General features: G+C 64.8%; 22 protein-coding genes. 13 read left to right on the forward strand and 9 right to left on the reverse strand.

Annotation, left to right across the window (positions count from 1 at the left end; translation table 11 throughout):
- Positions 1–17 precede the first annotated feature (17 nt).
- The gene (locus AWC06_RS16200) at positions 18–683 is read right to left on the reverse strand and encodes a TetR/AcrR family transcriptional regulator (protein ID WP_085198988.1); all 666 of its coding nucleotides are present in this window, start codon (positions 681–683) and stop codon (positions 18–20) included.
- A gap of 197 nt (positions 684–880) precedes the next feature.
- Between AWC06_RS16200 and AWC06_RS16205 the strand changes: the two genes are divergently transcribed.
- Entirely contained in the window at positions 881–2,056 is a 1,176-nt protein-coding gene (locus AWC06_RS16205) for an acyl-CoA dehydrogenase family protein (protein ID WP_085198989.1), read from the forward strand.
- A 16-nt stretch (positions 2,057–2,072) separates the two neighbouring features.
- Here the strand turns inward: AWC06_RS16205 and AWC06_RS16210 are convergent, their stop codons facing one another.
- From AWC06_RS16210 to AWC06_RS16240, 7 genes are read right to left on the reverse strand one after another with little or no spacing between them, the layout of a single operon-like run.
- The gene (locus AWC06_RS16210) at positions 2,073–2,840 is read right to left on the reverse strand and encodes an acyl-CoA dehydrogenase family protein (protein WP_085199056.1); all 768 of its coding nucleotides are present in this window, start codon (positions 2,838–2,840) and stop codon (positions 2,073–2,075) included.
- 38 nt (positions 2,841–2,878) lie between these two features.
- Positions 2,879–3,967: an acyl-CoA dehydrogenase family protein gene (locus AWC06_RS16215; RefSeq protein ID WP_085198990.1), complete on the reverse strand. Its 1,089-nt coding sequence runs from the start codon at positions 3,965–3,967 to the stop codon at positions 2,879–2,881.
- Entirely contained in the window at positions 3,964–4,395 is a 432-nt protein-coding gene (locus tag AWC06_RS16220) for a nuclear transport factor 2 family protein (protein WP_085198991.1), read from the reverse strand. The genes AWC06_RS16215 and AWC06_RS16220 overlap by 4 nt, the downstream gene beginning before the upstream one ends.
- Positions 4,367–5,593, reverse strand: a complete 1,227-nt coding sequence (locus AWC06_RS16225) for a metal-dependent hydrolase family protein (protein WP_085198992.1) — start codon at positions 5,591–5,593, stop codon at positions 4,367–4,369. The genes AWC06_RS16220 and AWC06_RS16225 overlap by 29 nt, the downstream gene beginning before the upstream one ends.
- Before the next feature lie 3 nt (positions 5,594–5,596).
- On the reverse strand, positions 5,597–5,932 hold the full coding sequence (locus tag AWC06_RS16230; RefSeq protein WP_085198993.1) for a hypothetical protein: 336 nt from the start codon (positions 5,930–5,932) through the stop codon (positions 5,597–5,599).
- A complete protein-coding gene (locus AWC06_RS16235; RefSeq protein ID WP_085198994.1) occupies positions 5,916–7,193 on the reverse strand; it encodes an aromatic ring-hydroxylating oxygenase subunit alpha in 1,278 nt (425 codons plus the stop codon). Before AWC06_RS16235 ends, AWC06_RS16230 begins: the two co-directional genes overlap by 17 nt.
- A 4-nt stretch (positions 7,194–7,197) precedes the next feature.
- Positions 7,198–7,728, reverse strand: a complete 531-nt coding sequence (locus AWC06_RS16240; RefSeq protein WP_085198995.1) for a carboxymuconolactone decarboxylase family protein — start codon at positions 7,726–7,728, stop codon at positions 7,198–7,200.
- 261 nt (positions 7,729–7,989) lie between these two features.
- On the opposite strand from AWC06_RS16240, the gene AWC06_RS16245 reads away from it, so the two are divergent.
- The 12 genes from AWC06_RS16245 (at position 7,990) to AWC06_RS16300 (ending at position 18,727) form a co-directional block, all read left to right on the forward strand.
- Positions 7,990–9,288: an amidohydrolase family protein gene (locus AWC06_RS16245; RefSeq protein WP_085198996.1), complete on the forward strand. Its 1,299-nt coding sequence runs from the start codon at positions 7,990–7,992 to the stop codon at positions 9,286–9,288.
- Between the two features lie 122 nt (positions 9,289–9,410).
- Positions 9,411–10,577 (forward strand): acyl-CoA dehydrogenase family protein, encoded by a 1,167-nt coding sequence (locus tag AWC06_RS16250; protein WP_085198997.1) that lies wholly within the window; start codon positions 9,411–9,413, stop codon positions 10,575–10,577.
- On the forward strand, positions 10,577–11,335 hold the full coding sequence (locus tag AWC06_RS16255) for an SDR family NAD(P)-dependent oxidoreductase (protein WP_085198998.1): 759 nt from the start codon (positions 10,577–10,579) through the stop codon (positions 11,333–11,335). The genes AWC06_RS16250 and AWC06_RS16255 overlap by 1 nt, the downstream gene beginning before the upstream one ends.
- Positions 11,335–12,531, forward strand: a complete 1,197-nt coding sequence (locus AWC06_RS16260; protein ID WP_085198999.1) for a CaiB/BaiF CoA transferase family protein — start codon at positions 11,335–11,337, stop codon at positions 12,529–12,531. Before AWC06_RS16255 ends, AWC06_RS16260 begins: the two co-directional genes overlap by 1 nt.
- Positions 12,524–13,330, forward strand: a complete 807-nt coding sequence (locus AWC06_RS16265; protein ID WP_085199000.1) for an enoyl-CoA hydratase/isomerase family protein — start codon at positions 12,524–12,526, stop codon at positions 13,328–13,330. Before AWC06_RS16260 ends, AWC06_RS16265 begins: the two co-directional genes overlap by 8 nt.
- Positions 13,323–14,477, forward strand: coding sequence for a thiolase family protein (locus AWC06_RS16270; RefSeq protein WP_085199001.1), 1,155 nt, complete (start codon positions 13,323–13,325; stop codon positions 14,475–14,477). Before AWC06_RS16265 ends, AWC06_RS16270 begins: the two co-directional genes overlap by 8 nt.
- 3 nt (positions 14,478–14,480) lie before the next feature.
- Positions 14,481–15,641 (forward strand): acyl-CoA dehydrogenase family protein, encoded by a 1,161-nt coding sequence (locus AWC06_RS16275; protein ID WP_085199002.1) that lies wholly within the window; start codon positions 14,481–14,483, stop codon positions 15,639–15,641.
- A 94-nt stretch (positions 15,642–15,735) separates the two neighbouring features.
- Entirely contained in the window at positions 15,736–16,341 is a 606-nt protein-coding gene (locus tag AWC06_RS16280) for a TetR/AcrR family transcriptional regulator (RefSeq protein ID WP_085199003.1), read from the forward strand.
- On the forward strand, positions 16,338–16,844 hold the full coding sequence (locus AWC06_RS16285; protein WP_085199004.1) for a hypothetical protein: 507 nt from the start codon (positions 16,338–16,340) through the stop codon (positions 16,842–16,844). The genes AWC06_RS16280 and AWC06_RS16285 overlap by 4 nt, the downstream gene beginning before the upstream one ends.
- Before the next feature lie 102 nt (positions 16,845–16,946).
- Positions 16,947–18,233, forward strand: coding sequence for a cytochrome P450 (locus AWC06_RS16290; RefSeq protein WP_085199005.1), 1,287 nt, complete (start codon positions 16,947–16,949; stop codon positions 18,231–18,233).
- Positions 18,230–18,418: a ferredoxin gene (locus tag AWC06_RS16295; RefSeq protein ID WP_085199006.1), complete on the forward strand. Its 189-nt coding sequence runs from the start codon at positions 18,230–18,232 to the stop codon at positions 18,416–18,418. The genes AWC06_RS16290 and AWC06_RS16295 overlap by 4 nt, the downstream gene beginning before the upstream one ends.
- 72 nt (positions 18,419–18,490) lie before the next feature.
- Entirely contained in the window at positions 18,491–18,727 is a 237-nt protein-coding gene (locus tag AWC06_RS16300) for a DUF1330 domain-containing protein (RefSeq protein WP_244899106.1), read from the forward strand.
- A gap of 12 nt (positions 18,728–18,739) precedes the next feature.
- On the opposite strand, the gene AWC06_RS16305 is transcribed toward AWC06_RS16300, so the two are convergent.
- Complete coding sequence (locus AWC06_RS16305) at positions 18,740–19,216, reverse strand: Rv1419 family lectin (protein ID WP_085199008.1); 477 nt, start codon at positions 19,214–19,216, stop codon at positions 18,740–18,742.
- Positions 19,217–19,370 lie beyond the last annotated feature (154 nt).

Below are 19,370 nucleotides of genomic sequence, written 5' to 3' on the forward strand. Positions count from 1 at the left end.
TCTCGCTGAGCGATAACCTACTTCGCGGCGGTGCCGCCGACGAATCCCCGCGAGCAGAAGTCCCACACTTCATCGGCTGTGATGGGATGAACGGTCGCGTCATCGGGGCCGCCGCTGTACTGCGCGATGAACATGACCGTTTGCATGGTCATGGCGGCCATTCGCCGCGGATTGACACCAGCGCGCAGTTCTCCGGCCGCACCTGCCGCCTCCATGAGTTCGGTCAGCAAAGCAATAAGCGGCGCATTAGCGACCTTGACCTCGGCCGGATGAGTGACCAGCAACCGTGGCGCAAAGTCGGTGAACAGGGGTCGTTTGGCGGTCGGATCGGGACGCGAAGCCTCGAACAGCAACTCGATTGCCACCCTCAGCCGGTCGAGAGGGTCGGAGTGGTTGGCCGTGGCGGCGCGGATCTGGTCGGCAGACCGGCTCAACGCGTCTTCGAACAAGGCAAGCAATAGTTCGTGCTTGCCGTCGAACTGCAGGTAGAAGCTCCGCAACGACTGCCGAGAGCGGTCGACCACCTCTTGCACAGTGAAGTCGGTACTGCCCTTTTCAATGATGATGGCCTGGGCCGCATCGAGAAAGCGCTGAACGCGCTGCGCCGCCCGGAGTTTCGCGGTCTTGATCGACCGCTCGACCGCGCGCTGCTTCCAGGCCGGCTCTTCGCTCGGGCTTGTCACGGGCTGCTCAGTCGGTTGCCGCGAGGGGAGAACATGATTGGACTGTACCGGAGAACGTCGTGTCATTGCTGGGCTAGACCCCCTCACGGGACGACGTGTCTGAGATTGTAACTTTCTCTCGACGAGAATACTATTCTCTTACCGCTTTGCTTGGAAGCGTAATGCCGATAGCGGCCCCGATCCGCCCAGGAGTACCCGTGCAGCTGGCCTTCGAAGCCGAGGTCGAGGCGTTCCGCGCCGAGTTCGTGGCATTCCTCGACGAGCATCTGCCGGACGAGGGGCAGATGGTCGAACGCTCTCGTTCCTCGTCGCATATCCCGGCCTGGGCGCGGCGGTGGCAGCGGCTGTTGTTCGATCACGGGTGGCTGCTGCCGGGTAATCCGCCCGAGTTCGGCGGCCGCAATGCGACGGTGTTACAGCAATATGTGCACGCCGAAGAGTTGTCCATGCGGCGAATCCACCACAGTTTCAATCCACAGGGCGTCGGCATCGTCGCCGCATCGATTCTGTCCTTCGGAACCCCGGAGCAGAAGCGGCGCTGGGCGGTGCCGATTCTGCGCGCCGAGATGACCGCCTCGTTGGGAATGAGTGAACCGAGTGCCGGGTCGGATCTGGCATCGCTGCGCACGCGCGCGGTGCTTGACGGCGATCACTTCGTGGTCGATGGGCAGAAGGTGTGGACGTCGGGCGCCCATGACGCCGACGTGATACTGACCTTCGTTCGGACCGATCCCGATGCCCCGAAACACAAGGGCATCAGCGCGTTGCTGATCCCCACCGACACGCCCGGCGTCGTGTGCCGGCCGTTCGCGTCGGCGCCCGATCGTGACGAGCTGGATTTCAACGAGGTGTTCTTCACCGACGTGCGGGTGCCCGCTGAGAATCTGGTGGGCCCGCTGAATCACGGGTGGCGAGTGGCGACCGGCTCGCTGGGACACGAACGCACCATGCTGTGGATGGGATATGCGGACAGGTTGCGTGAGCTGATCGTCGATTTCGGGCCGTCGGGCGTGCTGGAGCGGGACCAATACGCCTCGCTGATCATGGATTACGAGGCGCTGCGCCTGCTCGGGTCGGTGGCGATCGCCCGCGCCGACCGCGGCGACGAGGACGTGCCGGGCCTGTCGGTGCTTAAGCTGCTGGGCTCGGAGGCCGTGCAGACGGCGTCCGAGCACGCGCTGAGTGCGGCGCGAGCTGGTGGGCTGCGTCACCCCGCCGTCACGGGCCCGTTCGCGCCGCTGAACCTCGATTCCCATTACGGCAGTTGGTTCGACCGCTACTTCCGCAGCTTCGCCGCGACCATCGCGGGCGGCACATCAGAAATCCAGCGCAACATCATCGCCGAACGGATTCTCGGCCTGCCGCGAAACTAGCTTGCTAGCTTGCGGTTCAGAGTTGAGCCAGCCGCGGCGCAGATCCCTTGGCCCGCAACCTAGCGCCTGCCTCGCGCGTCAGTTCGCGTGTGCTGCCGAGCATTCCGTCCAAGAGCAATGCACGTTTGACGTGGCGGTGCAGCTCATGCTCGGCGGTGAAGCCGATACCGCCGAGCACTTGCTGGCAGTGGCGGGCGGCGGTCAATGCCGCGTTCCCGGCCGCCGCCTTGGCCAGCAGGAAGCTGAGGTCGTCGGGCTCCGCGGCGGCGGCGAGCAGCACGGCCTCCGCTCCCTCGACGGCGACGAGTGTCTCGGCGAGCTTATGGCGGATCGCCTGGAACGAAGCGACGGCCCGGCCGAATTGCACACGGTCCAAAGCGTGCTGGCGCGCCAGCGCCAGCATCGCTCGGCTTGTGCCCACCAGCCACCAGCCCAGTGCGTGCCGTCCGGCGCCAAGCGGTACCGGGTCTGCCCGCGACACCCGGTGTATCGGCAGGTCGTCGCTCAGGGCAGAAGTCGCCTCGTCGGTACGTTCCCAGACAACCCACGAACCGCCGGCGAACGGCAGCGGGACAATGCCACCGCCGTCACGCCCCGCCGCGCGCAGCACCACATCGTTGAGCACAGGGGCATGGGCGCCGGTTTCGCCGAGCAGCCGAAACACCAACGGAATTGCGGTATCCGGCATCTCGTCGAGCATGTCGAGCCAGCCGAGATCGCTCAGCGCATCGTCGAGCTGGCGGCCCGACACGGCGGTCATGGTCTTCCGTAGGGCGTCCTCCATCAGCTGCAAGGCCTCAGTTCCAATATCCGAGCCCACGCTCACTCCTTGCCCAAATCCAACAGCCGGCGGGCGATGATGTTGCGCTGAATCTCGGCCGTGCCGCCGTAGATCGTTGCCGCGCGCGAGTAGAGGTATTCCGACCGCCAGGGGGTGTCGTCGAGTTCCAGTGACCCGGGCAGCAGGTCGCGCACGGTGTCATAGAGCCGCTGCTCGGCGGTGGCCAGCAACACCTTGTCGATCGAGGTCTCAGGTCCCAGCCGCTCTCCGTCGGCCAACCGGTGCTGGGTCGCGCGGGACCGGCACCGCAGTGTATGCAGCGCGAGATAAGCTGCGCCAAGCTCGAATTCGTCAGGATCCTCGGCTTCTGCGATGAGGTCGTCGAATCGCGAGTAGAGGTAAGCGATCCGCTGCCAAAAACAAGTGGAGCGCTCGTAGGGCAGCAGGTCCATCGCGAGTCGCCAGCCGTCTCCCGGCTTACCGAGCATGCGGCAGGCGGGGATCACCACATCGTCGAAGTACACCTCGCAGAACTCATCCACTCCGTGCATGGTGCGGAGCGGCCGGATGGTGATGCCCGGCGTGTCCAGGTCGACGAAGAACGCCGTGATTCCGTCATATCCCGGCGCGGTGCGGGTGAGCAGGACGCAGCGCGTCGAGTACTGCGCGTAGCTGGTCCACACCTTCTGCCCGTTGACGATCCAATTGTCGCCGTCGGGGGCGGCGCGGGTGGTCAGCGACGCCAGGTCGCTTCCCGAGCCCGGTTCGGAGAAGCCCTGGCACCATTGCTCGCGACCGGAGAGCAGCCGTGGCACCATTTCGGCTGCGAGTTCCGTTGGCGCGTAATCAATCATGGTGGGCGCGAGTACCTCGACCATCGAGTAGGGCCCGGGTTCGGCCAGCCGGCGTCCGACCACCTCCTCACCGACGATCGCCCGAAGTATCGCCGGCCCACCCAGGCCGCCGACCTCCGTAGGCCAGCCGTACCGCATCCACCCGGCTTCATAGAGCGCGCTGTGCAGGCGGGCGAGTTGGCGTATGTGGCCTTCCAGCGAATGGTCAGGTCCGGGGGTCAGATCATGCTCGTCGAGCCAGGCTCGCAGGTCCGCGCGGAACTGCTCGAGCTTCACGGCGCTGGACGGCCTATGGCGTGCGGGCGCCCAGAGTCGTGCACCCCGCTGCGGCGAATGAACGTCATGGCACGGGTTTTCAGCCGCCACCCGTCCGCTGTGCGGGAATAGGTGTCGCGGTAGTAGCCGATCCGCATGTCATGGGTGGCGTGGTCGATGAAGCACAACGGTTGGGTTCCGCTGGCCGAGTCGCCGTCCAACTCCACGACCGCTGTACCGGTGAGAAACAACCCTTTCGGGGCGGCGGCCACCAAGTCCGGGAATCTGTCAAGGGTGTAAGTGTCGCCGAATGCGCTGTAAGTGCCGTCCGGGGTGAAGACCTTGATCAGTCCGTCGATGTCTTCCTGGGTGATCGTCACCGCATAGCGGGCCAATAGCTGCTGGATCTCGACGAGGTCGTCAGTTCTTGTCGGCCGAGTTGTTGACATAGACCCGACCTCCTTTCATCACAAAACCGACCTTCTGGGTAACCCCTATGTCGGACAACGGATCTCCGGGCACAGCGATGACGTCGGCGAGCATGCCCTCCGCAAGCCGACCGCGATCTGTGGCGTCGATCAACTCGGCGGCGGTGACGGTCGCCGCCCGCAGCACTGCCAACGGTGGAAGACCCCAATCGACCAGGGTGACCAGCTCATCGGCGTTGCGGCCGTGTGGAATCGCGGGGGCGTCGGTGCCCAGCGCGATCTTCACCCCGGCTTCATGGGCGGCCACGATCGACGTGCGAGACTTCGGGAACATCTCGGCGGCCTTGGCTTGCAGCTCGGGCGGAGCGTGTGACACGTCCATGCCCTCGGCCAACCGCCGGGTGGTCACCAGAAACGTGCCGTGCTCGACCATCATCGCGATCGCCTCGTCGTCGATCAGGAAGCCGTGCTCGATGCAGTCGATCCCGGCCATCACCGCGTGCTTGACAGCGTCGGCGCCGTGCGTGTGGGCAGCCACCCGCAGCCCACGCCGGTGCGCCTCGTCGACGATCGCGGAAAGCTCCTCGTCTGAATAGTGTTGTGCGCCAGGCGGTCCGGTCAGTGACATCACGCCGCCCGAACAGCACACCTTGATCAGCTGAGCGCCGTGCTTGATCTGATACCGCACCGACTTACGGATCTCGTCGATTCCGTTCGCGATGCCTTCCTCGACCGTCAACTCCAGCGCGTGGGGTGCGAACGCCGCGAACATCGTCGGATCCAGATGCCCGCCGGTCGGGGTGATCGCGTGCCCGGCCGGTACCACCCGCGGGCCCTCGATCCATCCGGCGTCGATGGCCTTCCCCAGTGCGACGTCGAGCAGATAGCCGCCGGTCTTGACGAACAACCCGAGGTTGCGCACCGTGGTGAACCCGGCGCGCAGCGTGCGACGCGCGTTGCCGACCGCACGCAAGACCCGCGTCGGCGGGTCGTCCTGCACCTGGGACAGCCCGGGCTTTTCGCCACGCCCACCCATCAGCAGGTTGACTTCCATGTCCATCAGCCCGGGCAGCAGGATCTGATCGCCGAGATCGAGCACCTCGTCGGCGGCATCCCCGCCGACGCCGACGATCCGGTCCTCCTCGATCCGTAGGACGCCCGGCCGGATGATCTCGCCTGCGTCGACGTCGAGCAGTCCAGCGGCCTTGAGCGTCAGCACCTTTTAGATCACCGGCTCCCTGACCAGCTCGACCCACGCGGCGCCGCTGTCCGGGACCCGCGGCTGCTTCCACGCCTCCACCGGAAACGACACCATGATCAGCGACTGCATCAGGTGCATCAGCGTCCGCGCATCCTCGGGCAGGTCGTCCAACGGGAAATTGTCACAGTAGGCGATGACGTCGTTCATCCGGGGAAATGCGGCGTCGTAGAAAGCCTGCATCTCGCTCATCGAAGATGCCAGCCGTTTGGCGTAGCGCTCGGGTTCGGTGGCCAGGTCCCAATCCAGATACGGCTCGAGATCGGCGAATTCGGCGGGCAGCTTACTTGCGGTGGCCATTGTGGGCGTACTCCTTCACGTAGTCACCGGTCGTCTTGTGCAGATGACGGATCAAGACTTCTTGGTCGCACAGCAGGAACTCTTTGACGGCCCGGGTACCGATCATGGTCTGGGTCGCTTCCAGCGTATTGGCGTCCTGCAGCGCGTACTCCTTGAATGTCACCGCGGCCAACTCCTGGGCCAGGCGTTCCCGCGCGTTGCGCGGTGGAACGAAATACAGCGTGCACTCGAAGATGTGCTTGTCCACAGCGGTAGGCCAGTAGTGGTAGGTCAAAAACCAGCCCGGCTCCCAAATCAACAACATGAAGTTCGGGTAGAAGAGCCACGAGTCGATGCCCCACTGCGGCACCTTCTTCACGTTGACACCCGGGGGCAGCTCCAGGTTCTCGATGATTTCCGGCTTGTCCCAGGGACCGAACAACCCACTGCGCAGCACCTGGTCCATCGGTTTGACCATGGACATGTCCGGGGGCGGTGCCTGACCACCCCAGGTCGACTGGAGGTTGTGTGGCCCGGCCAATTCGTAGTGAAGCGCCTCGTAGCCGAACTTTTGGATCTTGGCGGCTTCTTCCTTGGTGTACTGCCCCTGGTGCAGGATCGGCGCGTGGTAGAACTCGACGAACGCGTCGATGAACAGCTTCCAGTTACTGCCGACCTCGGCCCGGTAGGAGTAGCTCTCGGTCATCTCGTGGAACGGGTAGCCCTCGATGCTCTTGGCCAGCCGACCGAGGTAATCCGTCAACGGCTGCGCGTTGTCGTCGAGGTTGACGAAGATGAACCCTTCCCACACCTCGCAGCGCACCGGCGCGAGCCCGTACTGGCTCTTGTCGACGTCGAAGAACTCGTCCTCCTGCTGGATGAAGGTCAGTTCACCGTCGAGGCTGTAGCGCCAGGCGTGGTACTTGCAGGTGAATTGGCGGCAGGTACCCGAGGTCTCCTCGTGCGGATAGTCGTTCCACACCAGTTTGTTTCCCCGGTGACGGCAGACGTTGTGAAACGCCTTGATCGACCCGTCCTTCGTTTTGACGACGATCACCGAGATGCCCGGCCCGGCCGACGGCAACTCCTTTGTGAAGTAGCTGCCGGTGCGTGGCAGCCGTTCCACCCGGCCGACATTGAGCCAGGTCCGCTTGAAGACCGCCTCGCGCTCGGCTTCGAAAAACGCGGGATCGATCGAGTCGGTGTAGTCGACCGGCCCGGTGCCCAGTTCCGGATAGTTCTCCGTCCAGCTGCCGGCAGCCGGCTTGGTGAAATGCGGCACGGTTTTACCTTTCTGGTTCCACTTCGACGCCAAAGGTGTTCAGGGCCATCGCCAGCGCGGTGTAGCCACCGATCGTGAAGATCAGGTCCATGCGCTGCTGCTCGTCGAGCCGCTCGGACAGGGTGGTCCAGGTCGCATCCGACAGGTTGGTCTTCTCGTCGAGCTCATCGACAGCGGCCAGCGCCGCTCGGTCGAACTCGTCGATCGCTTCGCCGGATTGCGCGGCGGCAATGTCGGCATCGGAGAGGCCGACCCGCTTGCCGAGCGTCACATGGTGGGTCCACTCGTAGGCGCAGCCGCGCCGATGTGCCACCCGCAGGATCACCAGCTCGCGGATGCGGGGCGGCAGCGTCGAGCCATACAGCAGGTAACCGTTGAACCGCAGAAACGCGCGGGTCAGTTTGGGGTGATGCACCAGAGTGGCCAGGAGGTTGCCGGCATCGCGAGGGTTTCGCCGCTCTTCGGGCAGCATGCCGGCGACGGCATCCCGGGCAGCGTCGTCCCAGTGGTCCGCCGGCAACGGGGACAGACGCATACGGCCTCCTCACTGACGAGAATCATATTCTCATATTTGACCAATAGGTTTCCACGATCTGCCGGATTGGTCAATGTCTGCGGCTTCATCTGCGGAAACGCCGTGGTCTCCGGTGGGCCTCAGCGATGCGCAGACGGCACCGTCGCACCCGCAGCGGTACGCTCAAGATGTTGATTCTCGCGATCTGAGAAGATAATTTTCATACCAGGGAACTCACCGGGGGCGCCCGTTGCCGAGGGCTCCAGAAGAGAGGAACGGCCCGTGAACAAGGAAGACTTGATCCTGATCAGTGTCGACGACCACACGGTTGAGCCGCCGGACATGTTCAAGAACCACCTGCCCAAGAAGTACATCGACGATGCGCCTCGGCTGGTGCACAATCCGGATGGCTCGGATACCTGGCAGTTCCGGGACACCGTGATCCCCAACGTGGCGCTGAACGCGGTCGCCGGACGTCCCAAAGAGGAGTACGGGATCGAGCCGACTGGTCTGGACGAGATCCGGCCGGGTTGCTACAACGTCGACGAGCGGATCAAGGACATGAACGCCGGGGGCATCCTTGCTTCGATCTGTTTTCCGTCGTTCCCGGGGTTCGCCGCGCGACTGTTCGCGACCGAGGACCCGGAGTTCTCGGTGGCCCTGGTGCAGGCCTACAACGATTGGCACATCGAAGAGTGGTGTGGAGCGTATCCGGCGCGGTTCATCCCGATGGCGATACCGGTGATCTGGGATGCCGAGGAGTGCGCGAAAGAGGTCCGACGGGTGTCCAAGAAGGGTGTGCATGCGCTCACCTTCACCGAGAACCCGGCTGCGATGGGCTACCCCAGCTTCCACAACGAGTACTGGAATCCGTTGTGGGAGGCCTTGTGTGACACCAACACCGTGATGAACATCCATATCGGATCCTCGGGCAGGCTGGCGATCACTGCGCCCGATGCCCCGATGGACGTGATGATCACGCTGCAGCCGATGAACATCGTGCAGGCCGCCGCGGATCTGTTGTGGTCCAGGCCGATCAAGGAGTACCCGGACCTCAAGATCGCCCTGTCGGAGGGCGGCACCGGGTGGATCCCGTACTTCTTGGAACGGGCCGACCGCACCTTCGAAATGCATTCGACGTGGACGCATCAGAACTTCGGCGGCAAGCTGCCCAGCGAGGTTTTCCGTGAGCACTTCCTGACCTGTTTCATCAGCGACAAGGTGGGCGTCGCGCTGCGCAACATGATCGGCATCGACAACATCTGCTGGGAGGCCGACTACCCGCACAGCGACTCGATGTGGCCGGGCGCGCCCGAGGAGCTCTGGGACGTCTTGTCGGCGAACGACGTGCCGGACGACGAGATCAACAAGATGGCCTACCAGAACGCGATGCGCTGGTACTCGTTCGACCCGTTCACGCACATCACCCGGGAGCAGGCGACCGTGGGCGCGCTGCGCAAGGCCGCCGAGGGCCACGACGTGTCCATCAAGGCGCTCAGCCACCACAAAGACGAAAGGTCGGGTTCGTCGTTCGCGGAATTCGCCGCCAGCGCAAAGGAACTCACCGGCAACAAGGACTGAGGCGCCTCCGGAACGCGACGCCCGTGGCGGTCGCAAGCGCGGCGAAGCCGGGCGCAGCGGGCCGACACCGAACGCCGGCGCCTGAACTGACCAAAGGAGACCCAGCAGTGCCCGGCGGTGGAATGAACTTTGAGCTGACCGACGACCAAGAGCTGATCCGCAAATCGGTCGCCGAGCTGGCGTCGAAGTTCGATGACCACTACTGGATGGAAAAAGATCAGGCGCACGAGTTCCCGTCGGAGTTCTATCAGGCAATAGCCAGCGGCGGCTGGCTCGGTATGACGATCCCCGAGGAATACGGGGGCCACGGGCTCGGCATCACCGAAGCCACCCTGCTGGCCGAAGAGGTGGCCCGCTCGGGCGGAGGAATGAACGCCGCCAGTTCCATTCACCTGTCGATCTTCGGCATGCAGCCGGTGGTGGTGCATGGTTCCGACGAGCTCAAGGCGCGCACGCTACCGAAGGTTGCGACCGGCGAACTGCACGTGTGCTTCGGCGTGACCGAACCCGGCGCCGGCCTGGACACCTCGCGGATCACGACATTCGCCAAGCGAGACGGTGACCACTACGTGGTCAACGGACGAAAGGTGTGGATTTCCAAGGCGCTCGAGTCGCAGAAGATCCTGCTGCTCACCCGCACAAAGCCGTATGCCGAGGTCAGCAAGAAGACCGACGGATTGACGCTGTTCCTCACCGACCTGGACCGCAGCCGGGTGGACGTGCGGCCGATACGCAAGATGGGCCGCAACGCGGTCAGCTCCAACGAGCTGTTCATCGATGACCTGCACATCCCGGTCGAGGATCGGGTCGGCGAGGAGGGCAAGGGCTTTCAGCACATTCTCGACGGGCTGAACCCGGAACGGATGCTGATCGCCGCCGAGGCATTGGGCATCGGGCGGGTCGCTCTGGAGAAGGCCGTGAAGTACGGCAACGAACGCCACGTCTTCGACCGGCCGATCGGCATGAACCAGGGCATTCAATTCCCGCTTGCCGACGCGCTGGCCCGCCTCGACGCCGCCGAGCTGGTGCTGCGCAAAGCCACTTGGCTCTACGACAACGGCAAACCATGCGGCCGCGAGGCGAACACCGCGAAATACCTATGCGCCGACGCGGGTTTCGCCGCCGCGGACCGTGCGTTGCAGACGCACGGCGGCATGGGCTATTCCGAGGAGTATCACGTGTCGCGGTACTTCAGGGAGGCGAGGCTGATGAAGATTGCGCCGGTCAGCCAGGAGATGATCCTGAACTTCCTGGGATCACACGTGCTCGGATTGCCGAGGAGCTATTGATGAGCCGTTACTTCGACTTGTCCGGCCGCTCAGCGCTGGTCACTGGTGCCGCCGGCGGCATCGGCTCCGCTGTGGCCCAGGCTTTGGCCGACGCGGGTGCGGCGGTGCTTGTCACCGACATAGAGAAGGACGCGGCGGCCGCTGTGGCAGAGCGGATTTCGGCATCGGGAGGACGAGCCGAGTCTGCCGGGCTGGACGTGTCGAATCGAGAGTCAGCCGACGCAGCGGCCGCCCAGGCGGCCGCACTTGCCGATGGCAAGTTGCACATCCTGGTCAACAACGCGGGCGTGACACGGCCGGCGATGTTCGAGAAGACCACCCACGAGTCCTTCCGACTGCTGTTCGATGTCCACGTAATGGGCGCATTCAACTGCACACAGGCCGCGCTGCCGCACATTCCCACCGACGGCACCGGCCGCGTCATCAACGTGACATCGGCGGCCGGGCTGACCGGCACCCTGGGTCAAGTCAACTACTCCGCCGCCAAAGCCGGCATCATCGGATTCACCAAATCCCTTGCGCGCGAACTCGCCACCAAGAACATTCTGGTCAACGCGCTGGCGCCGCTGGCCGCCACGCCGATGACGGAAACCATCCGGACCAACGAGAAGTTCGCGGCCAACATGATGAACCGCATCCCGCTCAAGCGGTGGGCGGAACCAGAGGAAGTTGCCGGCGCGTTCGTGTTCCTCGCCTCCGACGCCGCCTCGTATGTCACCGGCCAAGTGTTGCCGGTGGACGGCGGCATGGTGATGTAATGCGTGGATCGAAGGCGCCACTGGCGGGGGTCACCGTGGTGGCGCTGGAGCAGGCGGTTTCCGCCCCGATGTGCACCAGGGTGCTCGCCGATTTCGGGGCACGGGTCATCAAGGTGGAAAACCCGAACGGCGGAGACTTCGCCCGGTACTACGACGACGTCGTCAACGGGCTTGCCGCCCATTTTGTTTGGGCTAACCGGGGTAAGGAGTCGGTGACGCTCGACCTGAAAACCGAAGCCGGACTGGGCATTCTGCATCGGCTGCTCGACCGTGCCGACGTGCTGGTATCCAATCTCGCCCCCGGATCGACCGCTCGGCTCGGCATCGCGCAGGATGACCTGGCGGCGCGTCACCCGGACATGATCGCCGTTGAAATCGACGGGTACGGCGCCGGTGGCCCGCTGTCACACAAACGCGCCTACGACCTGCTCGCCCAGGCGGAATCCGGTGCCTGCGCGGTCACTGGATATCCCGGTGCGCCCGCCAAACCCGGGCCGCCGGTGGCCGACATCAGCACCGGGCTGTATTCGGCGCTGTCGATTCTGGCCCTGCTGTATTCGCGAGACGGCGGGCGTGCTGTGAGCGTCAGCCTGTTCGACACCATGACCGATCTGATGGGTTACCCACTCACCTACGCCGAGCACGCCGGTGTGGACCAGCAGCCCTTGGGCATGAGCTCGCCCGCGGTTGCCCCCTACGGCGCCTATCGGACCGCCGACGGCCAGACCGTCGTGCTGGGCACCACGAATGATGCGGAATGGCAGCGACTTTCGCGTGAGATTCTGCAGCGTGACGACCTGGCGGACGACCAGCGGTTCGCGACCAACGCCGGCCGGGTCGCCCACCGAGACATCCTGGACGAGGCTATCGGAGCCTGGTGCGCGAGTCACGACCTCGAACACGTGCAGAAGACCGCGGATGCCGCCGGGATCGGCAATGCGCGATACAACCTGCCCAGCGAGGTGCTTTCGCATCCGCAGCTGACGGCGCGCGACCGGTGGCGAAACATCGACACCCCGACGGGGGCGATCCGCGCCTTGTTGCCCCCGCCCGTCATCTCCGGCTATCGGCCCCCCATGGGGCCGGTGCCCGGGCTCGGCCAGCACACCGACTCGGTGCTCGCCGAGCTCGGCATCGCGGACGACGAGATCGTCGCGTTGCGCGAGCAGGGCGCCATCGGACCGGCCTATGGCTGACGCGCCCGTGCTGCTGTCCAGCGATCGCGGCGGTGTGCGAACGCTGACGCTGAATCGCCCGCACCGCAAGAACGCAATCAATCGCGAGCTGTGGATCGCATTGGCTGACGCGCTCACCGCAGCGGGAAACGACCGCGACGTGCGAGCTGTCGTGATCACCGGCGCCGGTGGCGCGTTCTGTTCCGGTGCCGACATCTCCGCGGCCGACGACAGTCATCCCGCATACAAGATGCGGCTGCTGACCGATGTGGCGCTCGCGCTTCACGAGCTGCCGGTGCCGACAATCGCCAAAGTGAACGGTGTGGCCGTCGGCGCCGGATGGAACCTGGCGCTGGGCTGCGATCTGGTGGCGGCGACGCCCGAATCGACGTTCTCGCAGATCTTCGCCAAGCGGGGGTTGTCGCTGGATCTCGGCGGCTCGTGGCTCCTGCCGAAAATCGTTGGCCTGCAACAAGCCAAGCGGCTGGCACTGCTCGCCGAGACCATCAACGCCGAGGAAGCCCAGGCGCTGAACCTGGTGACCTGGGTGGTGTCCGCAGCGGAGATCGACACTTTCGTCACCGACGTTGCCGGCAAACTGGTCGCCGGCCCTGCGATCGCGCTGGCGCAAAGCAAGGCGCTGCTGAACGAGGGCGCCGACCGGACATTGCGCGACGCGCTCGCCAACGAAGCCCGTGCGCAGACGGTCAATTTCGCCACGACCGATGCCCGCGAGGCCTACGCCGCGTTCGCCGAGAAGCGGCAACCGTCGTTTACTGGTCGATGGGCGGTATCGAGATCGGAGCAGACAAATGCGTGAAACAGTCATCGTGGCGGCGGTGCGTACGCCGGTCGGAAAGCGCAACGGCGGGTTGTCGACCATTCACGCCGCCGACCTGTCCGCGCTGGTGCTCAACGAACTGCTGCAGCGCACCGGCATAGACCCCGAAATCGTCGACGACGTGGTGTGGGGATGCGTGTCGCAGGTCGGGGACCAATCGAGCAACATCGGCCGTTACGCGGTATTGGCCGCCGGCTGGCCCGAAAGTATCCCGGGCACCACGATCAACCGGGCGTGCGGTTCCAGTCAGCAGGCGTTGGACTTCGCCGTGCAGGCGGTCATGTCGGGGCAGCAGGACGTCGTCGTCGCCGGCGGCGTGGAGGTGATGAGCCGAGTGCCGCTGGGCGCGGCCCGGGCCACCGGGATGCCGTACGGCCCCAAAGTCCTTGAGCGCTATGGCGATTTCTCCTTCAATCAGGGGATCTCGGCGGAGATGATCGCCAAGAAGTGGGGATTTTCCCGCACCCGACTCGACGAGTACTCGGTCCGCTCCCACGAGCTGGCTGCCGCGGCCCAGGACAACGGGGCCTTCACCGATCAGATCGTCCCGGTGTTCCCAACACAGGGAGAGGACGCGGTGGTGAGCCAAGACGAGGGCGTGCGGCGGGGGACCACCGTGGAGAAACTGGCCGCACTCAAGCCGGCGTTCGTCGACGACGGCGTCATCCATGCCGGTAACTCTTCGCAGATCTCCGACGGCGCAGCCGCTCTCCTGGTGACCACGTCGGCCATCGCAGTCGAGCTCGGATTGACGCCCATCGTGCGGTATCGGGCCGGCGCGGTGACGGGGGCGGACCCGGTGCTGATGCTCACGGGACCCATCCCCGCCACCGAGAAGGTGCTGGCCAAGGTCGGCGTCTCCATTGGCGACGTCGGCGTGTTCGAGGTCAACGAGGCGTTCGCGCCGGTACCGCTGGCCTGGCTGGCCGAAACCGGCGCCGACCCGGAAAAGGTCAATCCGCTGGGCGGGGCGATCGCCCTGGGCCACCCGCTCGGCGCGTCGGGCGCGGTGTTGATGACTCGGATGGCACATCACATGCGCGACAACGGAATTCGCTACGGCCTGCAGACCATGTGCGAAGGCGGCGGCACCGCCAACGCCACACTGGTGGAACTGGTGGGCTGACACATGCGTCGAGACCTGTTCACCGGGGACCACGAGGCGTTCCGGGAACTGGCGCGCGACTTTATCGACAAGCAGGTTGTTCCTGCCTACCCAGAGTGGGAAAAGCGCGGGCGGATGCCACGCGAGGTCTTCAAGCAGATGGGTGCACTCGGAATGCTCGGGATGGCGATTCCCGAGGAGCACGGCGGCGCCGGCATGCCCGACTACCGCTACAACGTCGTGCTGCAAGAGGAAGCTGCGCGGGCGCTGGTGACACTGTCGACAGTCCGCACCCAACTTGAGGTGATCCTGCCGTACTTCCTGCACTACGCGAACGAAGAACAGCGCAAGCGCTGGTTTCCGGGCCTGGCCGACGGGACGCTGCTCACGGCCATCGCAATGACCGAACCAGGGACCGGCTCGGACCTCGCGGGTATGCGCACGACGGCCGTACGCAGTGTTGATTCAAAAGGGCCCCACTGGATCGTCAACGGCGCCAAGACATTCATCACCGGTGGCATGCAGGCCGACCTCGTGATCGTCGTCGCCCGCACGTCCACCGACCCCGACAATCGGCGCAAGGGCTTGACGCTGTTCGTCGTGGAGGACGGGATGGAGGGTTTCACCCGCGGTCGCGAACTGGAGAAGATGGGCTGCAAGGTCCAGGACACCGCCGAGCTGTCGTTCGTCGACGTTCGTGTCCCCGTCGAGAACGTTCTCGGCGAGGAGGGTGAGGCGTTCGGCTACCTGGGCCACAACCTGCCGCAGGAACGACTGACGGTCGCGGTCGGATCGGTAGCGCAGGCGCGCTCGGCGATCGGCCTGGCTATTGACTACACCAAGGACCGCAAGGCTTTCGGGACGCCGGTGGCGTCGTTCCAGAACACCAAGTTCGAGCTGGCCGCGTGCTCCACAGAGGTGGAGGCCGGCCAGGCGATGCTGGACCGGGCGGTCGCGCTGCACGTTGAGGGGGAGTTGTCGGCTGCCGACGCGGCTCGAGTGAAGCTGTTCTGCACGGAGATGCAGGCCCGTGTCGTGGATCGTTGCCTGCAGCTCTTCGGCGGTTACGGCTACATGATGGAGTTTCCGATCGCCCGGCTCTACACCGATGCCCGGGTTGCGCGGATCTACGCCGGAACCAGCGAGGTGATGAAGGTGATCATCGCCAAGTCGCTCGGTCTGTGACGGGCGTCAAAACGACCGTGGTTTTGCGACCCTTGTCACAGGCAGTAAACCAACCTACTGTGTGTTCACTAGGTTGGTCCGACGAAGGAGTCCAGTGCCCGAGACGCGGCCGTACGACACGCTCCTGGCCAAGGGCGAGGACCGCAAGCAGCGGATTCTTGCCATCGCGCAGCGGCTGCTGACCCGCAACGGGTGGCGCAACACGACGCTGGCCCAGATCGCCGGCGAGGCCGGCGTCAGCCCCGCCGGACTGCTGCACCACTTCGAATCCAAAGAACAGCTCCTACACGCTGTGCTCGACATCCGCGACGCCGATGACGATGCCCACGCCGACCGGGCGGGGGATCTGATCGCAGAAATCGCAGGCGTCGCCGATCGGTTCCACCGCTCACCCGAACTGATCGGCACATTCACCGTGCTGCTCGCGGAGAACCTCGATCCCGAAGCTCCGCTGCATGATCGCTTGCTTTCCAGATACCAGGATGCGATCGACATCATCACCGAGCTGATCCGGCGCGGTCAGCGGGCCGGCCAGTTTCGCATGGATATGGACGTCACCGTCAAGGCGGTGCAGATCATCGCCTTCATCACCGGAATGGAGACCACATGGTTGCTCAACCCTTCGATACCACTGACCGAGGTCTTCAAGGAGTACGCGGAGTCGTTGGCTCGGGATATGGCGCCGCCGAGTTCGCCATGAGGTACCGCCTCGATGTGGTGGCCGCGGACGTCGTCGATGTGGTGAAGTTCGCCGGTGGTTGGCTATTCGACCGGGCGATGGCCGGATGGGATGTGACGGTCCTGCTGGCCGAGCATCCCGACGAACGGCCGTTGCACATTCTCGGCGCCAAGATCGTCGACCTCGAAGAGGCGTTGGCGGCGATGGACGACCGCCCGTCCCCGCAGACCCTGGCGGCGGCGGCGGATCTGTTCGGCTGCGATTCACGGGTCCGGCAGGGCGTCGTGCAGGCCCTCGACCAGGGCGCCACCGAAGTCACGCTGTGGGGCAAGACGTGGCCCGCCGAGCTGGACGACAGCGTCGGGCTGGTCCAGCACCGGCTGAGCGCCGCGGCCCAGGCGTTCAAGGCCCAGGCCCTGGCGGCCGCGGCGCTGCCCCGGGAGTCGATCGGGGCTGTCGAGACGTTCCGCAGCAGGGTAATGGCTTGCCCATCGGTAGAGGCCGACCTCATTCCGGCCAGCTGACATCGCCCCTGGGCCGCGTTGACGCCGAGGCATCGGCTATGGAAATCTAATACTCATCTCTGAGAGGAACATTCTCATTGGTCGAGATTGGAACGGTGCGAGATGGTGAATGACTTCACCGAGCTGGACTTCTTTCGCGGCAACGAGCTCACCACGGACCCCTACCCCTACTACGAGGCCTTGCGGCAGCAGTGCCCCGTCGCGCGCGAAAACCATCACGGGGTGACGATGGTGACCGGTTGGGACGAGGCCGTCGAAGTGTTGAACGACGCGGAGACATTCTCGTCGTGTATCTCGGTGACGGGCCCGTTTCCCGGCTTCCCAGTGCCGCTCGAGGGCGATGACGTGACCGAGCTGATCGAGCAGCACCGCGACAAGCTGCCGTTCAGTGACCAGCTGCCGACCCTTGACCCGCCGACACACACCAACCACCGCTCCCTGCTGATGCGGCTGATCACACCCAAGCGCCTCAAAGAGAACGAGGACGCCATGTGGGCGCTCGCCGACCAGGCCCTCGACGAGTTCCTGGCGCCAGGGCACGGCGAATTCATCAAGGGCTTCGCCGGCCCGTTCACGCTTCTGGTCATCGCCGACCTGCTGGGCGTGCCCCTCGAAGACCGCGACAAATTCGTGAAAGGTATCCGCGAGCACTCGGGTGGTGGCATCGGGGGCACCGGCAAGGAAGCGCTGGCGCACAGCCCGCTGGAATTCCTCTACGGCCTGTTTTCGGACTATGTCCGGGACCGCCGGCGTGAGCCCCGTGACGACGTGCTGACCGGCCTGGCGACCGCGACCTACCCCGACGGCTCGATTCCTGATGTCGAGGACGTCGCCCGGGTCGCAAGCAACGTGTTCTCGGCGGGACAGGAAACCACCGTGCGGCTGCTCGGTGCCGCGCTGCAGACTATCGGAGAGCGCCCCGACATCCAGGCGCAGCTGCGCAAGGACCGCAGCATGATCCCCAACTTCATCGAAGAGGCGCTGCGCATCGAGAGTCCGGTCAAAGGCGACTTTCGCCTGTCCCGGGTGCCCACAACTGTTGGCGGAGTTGACATTCCCGCGGGCACCACGGTGATGGTGTTGCAAGCTGCGGCCAACCGGGATCCGCGACGGTTCGAGGACCCGACCGCATTCGATCCGGTGCGCAAGAACGCCCGCCAACACCTCGCGTTCGGGCGGGGGATCCACAGTTGTCCCGGCGCGCCGCTCGCACGTGCCGAAACACGCGTTGCCATCGAGCGTTTGCTGGACCGGACCACCGACATCAGGATCTCGGAAAGTATGCATGGCCCGGCCAATAATCGTCGCTACCGGTATGTCCCGACCTATATCCTGCGCGGACTGACCGAGCTGCACCTGGAATTCACGTTGGCACAAGCTTCGAAATGAAAGCCAGAGTTGACGAGGACCGCTGCCGCGGGCACGGGATCTGCACGACGATCTGCCCGTCGGTGTTCGAGTTGAACGACGACGGCTACTCGACGGTTACGGTGCCCGAAGTCCCCGCCGAGTTCGAGGAGGCGGTTCGCGAAGCTGTCAAAGACTGCCCCGAGCAGGCCATCGAAGCAAGTTAACCAGTCGGATAAGGAGATTCAGTGCCAAAGGGGTATGTCATCCTCACCGAGGCCATCAAGGATCCGGAGGGCATGAAGGCCTACGCGCAGGCGGCCGGAGCAGCGATGGGCGGTGTCAACATTCTCGCGGTGGATACTGCGCCGACGGTCCTCGAAGGCAGCTGGCACGGCGACCAGACCGTCGTGCTGGAATTCGAATCGGTCGATGCCGCCCGCACGTGGTACGAGTCCGAGGGCTACCAAGAGGCGGCGAAACTCCGTCAGTCAGCAGCTGACTGCAACGCCGTGATCCTCGCCGGATTCGGCTGAGCCGCAACGGCGTTAGGCAACGCTATCCCATTGCTCGTCGGCTACGTCGGGGATGCAGTGGTAGGCGATCACGGCAGTCCCTGGCTGCGCAACGCCGCCGTAGATGTTGAGGCAAGGGCCTAGCGCACTGGTGAGCTGGCCGTTGGGCTGGGAATTCCAATTCGCGTTGTTCGTATTGGTCTGACAGCTCGACAGCGTCACCGGGGTGCCGTCGGCTGGGTTGGCGATGCTCAGGCAGCTCCCCGGGAAGGCGACGCTCTCGATCTGACCGGCGGAGTTGAAAACCCACCGCTGAGATTGCGACCCGCCGCACGGGTTGACCATCGTGGCGGTGTTGCTTCCGTTCGGGGCGTCCAGGCACCAATTGCCCAGTCGGCTCTTCAGCTGTACCGAATCGGCTGCGCTTGCCACACCACCACCGAGTAGGGCGGCACCCAACACTGCGCCGACTATCGAAAGTGACCGGCGGCCGTCGAACAGCAACCGCATTTCAGCATTTTATCCACGCCGACTGAGCTGCAACAGCCTAGATCGGCCCGAGTTAGATGCTCCCGGGCATACCGCCGATGTCTCCGGCCATGCCGCCACCGATGGGCGCGGGCGGTGGGGGCATGGCCGGAGACATCGGCGGTATGCCCGGGAG

Origin of the sequence: Mycobacterium fragae (genome assembly GCF_002102185.1) — a bacterium.
Taxonomy (GTDB): domain Bacteria; phylum Actinomycetota; class Actinomycetes; order Mycobacteriales; family Mycobacteriaceae; genus Mycobacterium; species Mycobacterium fragae.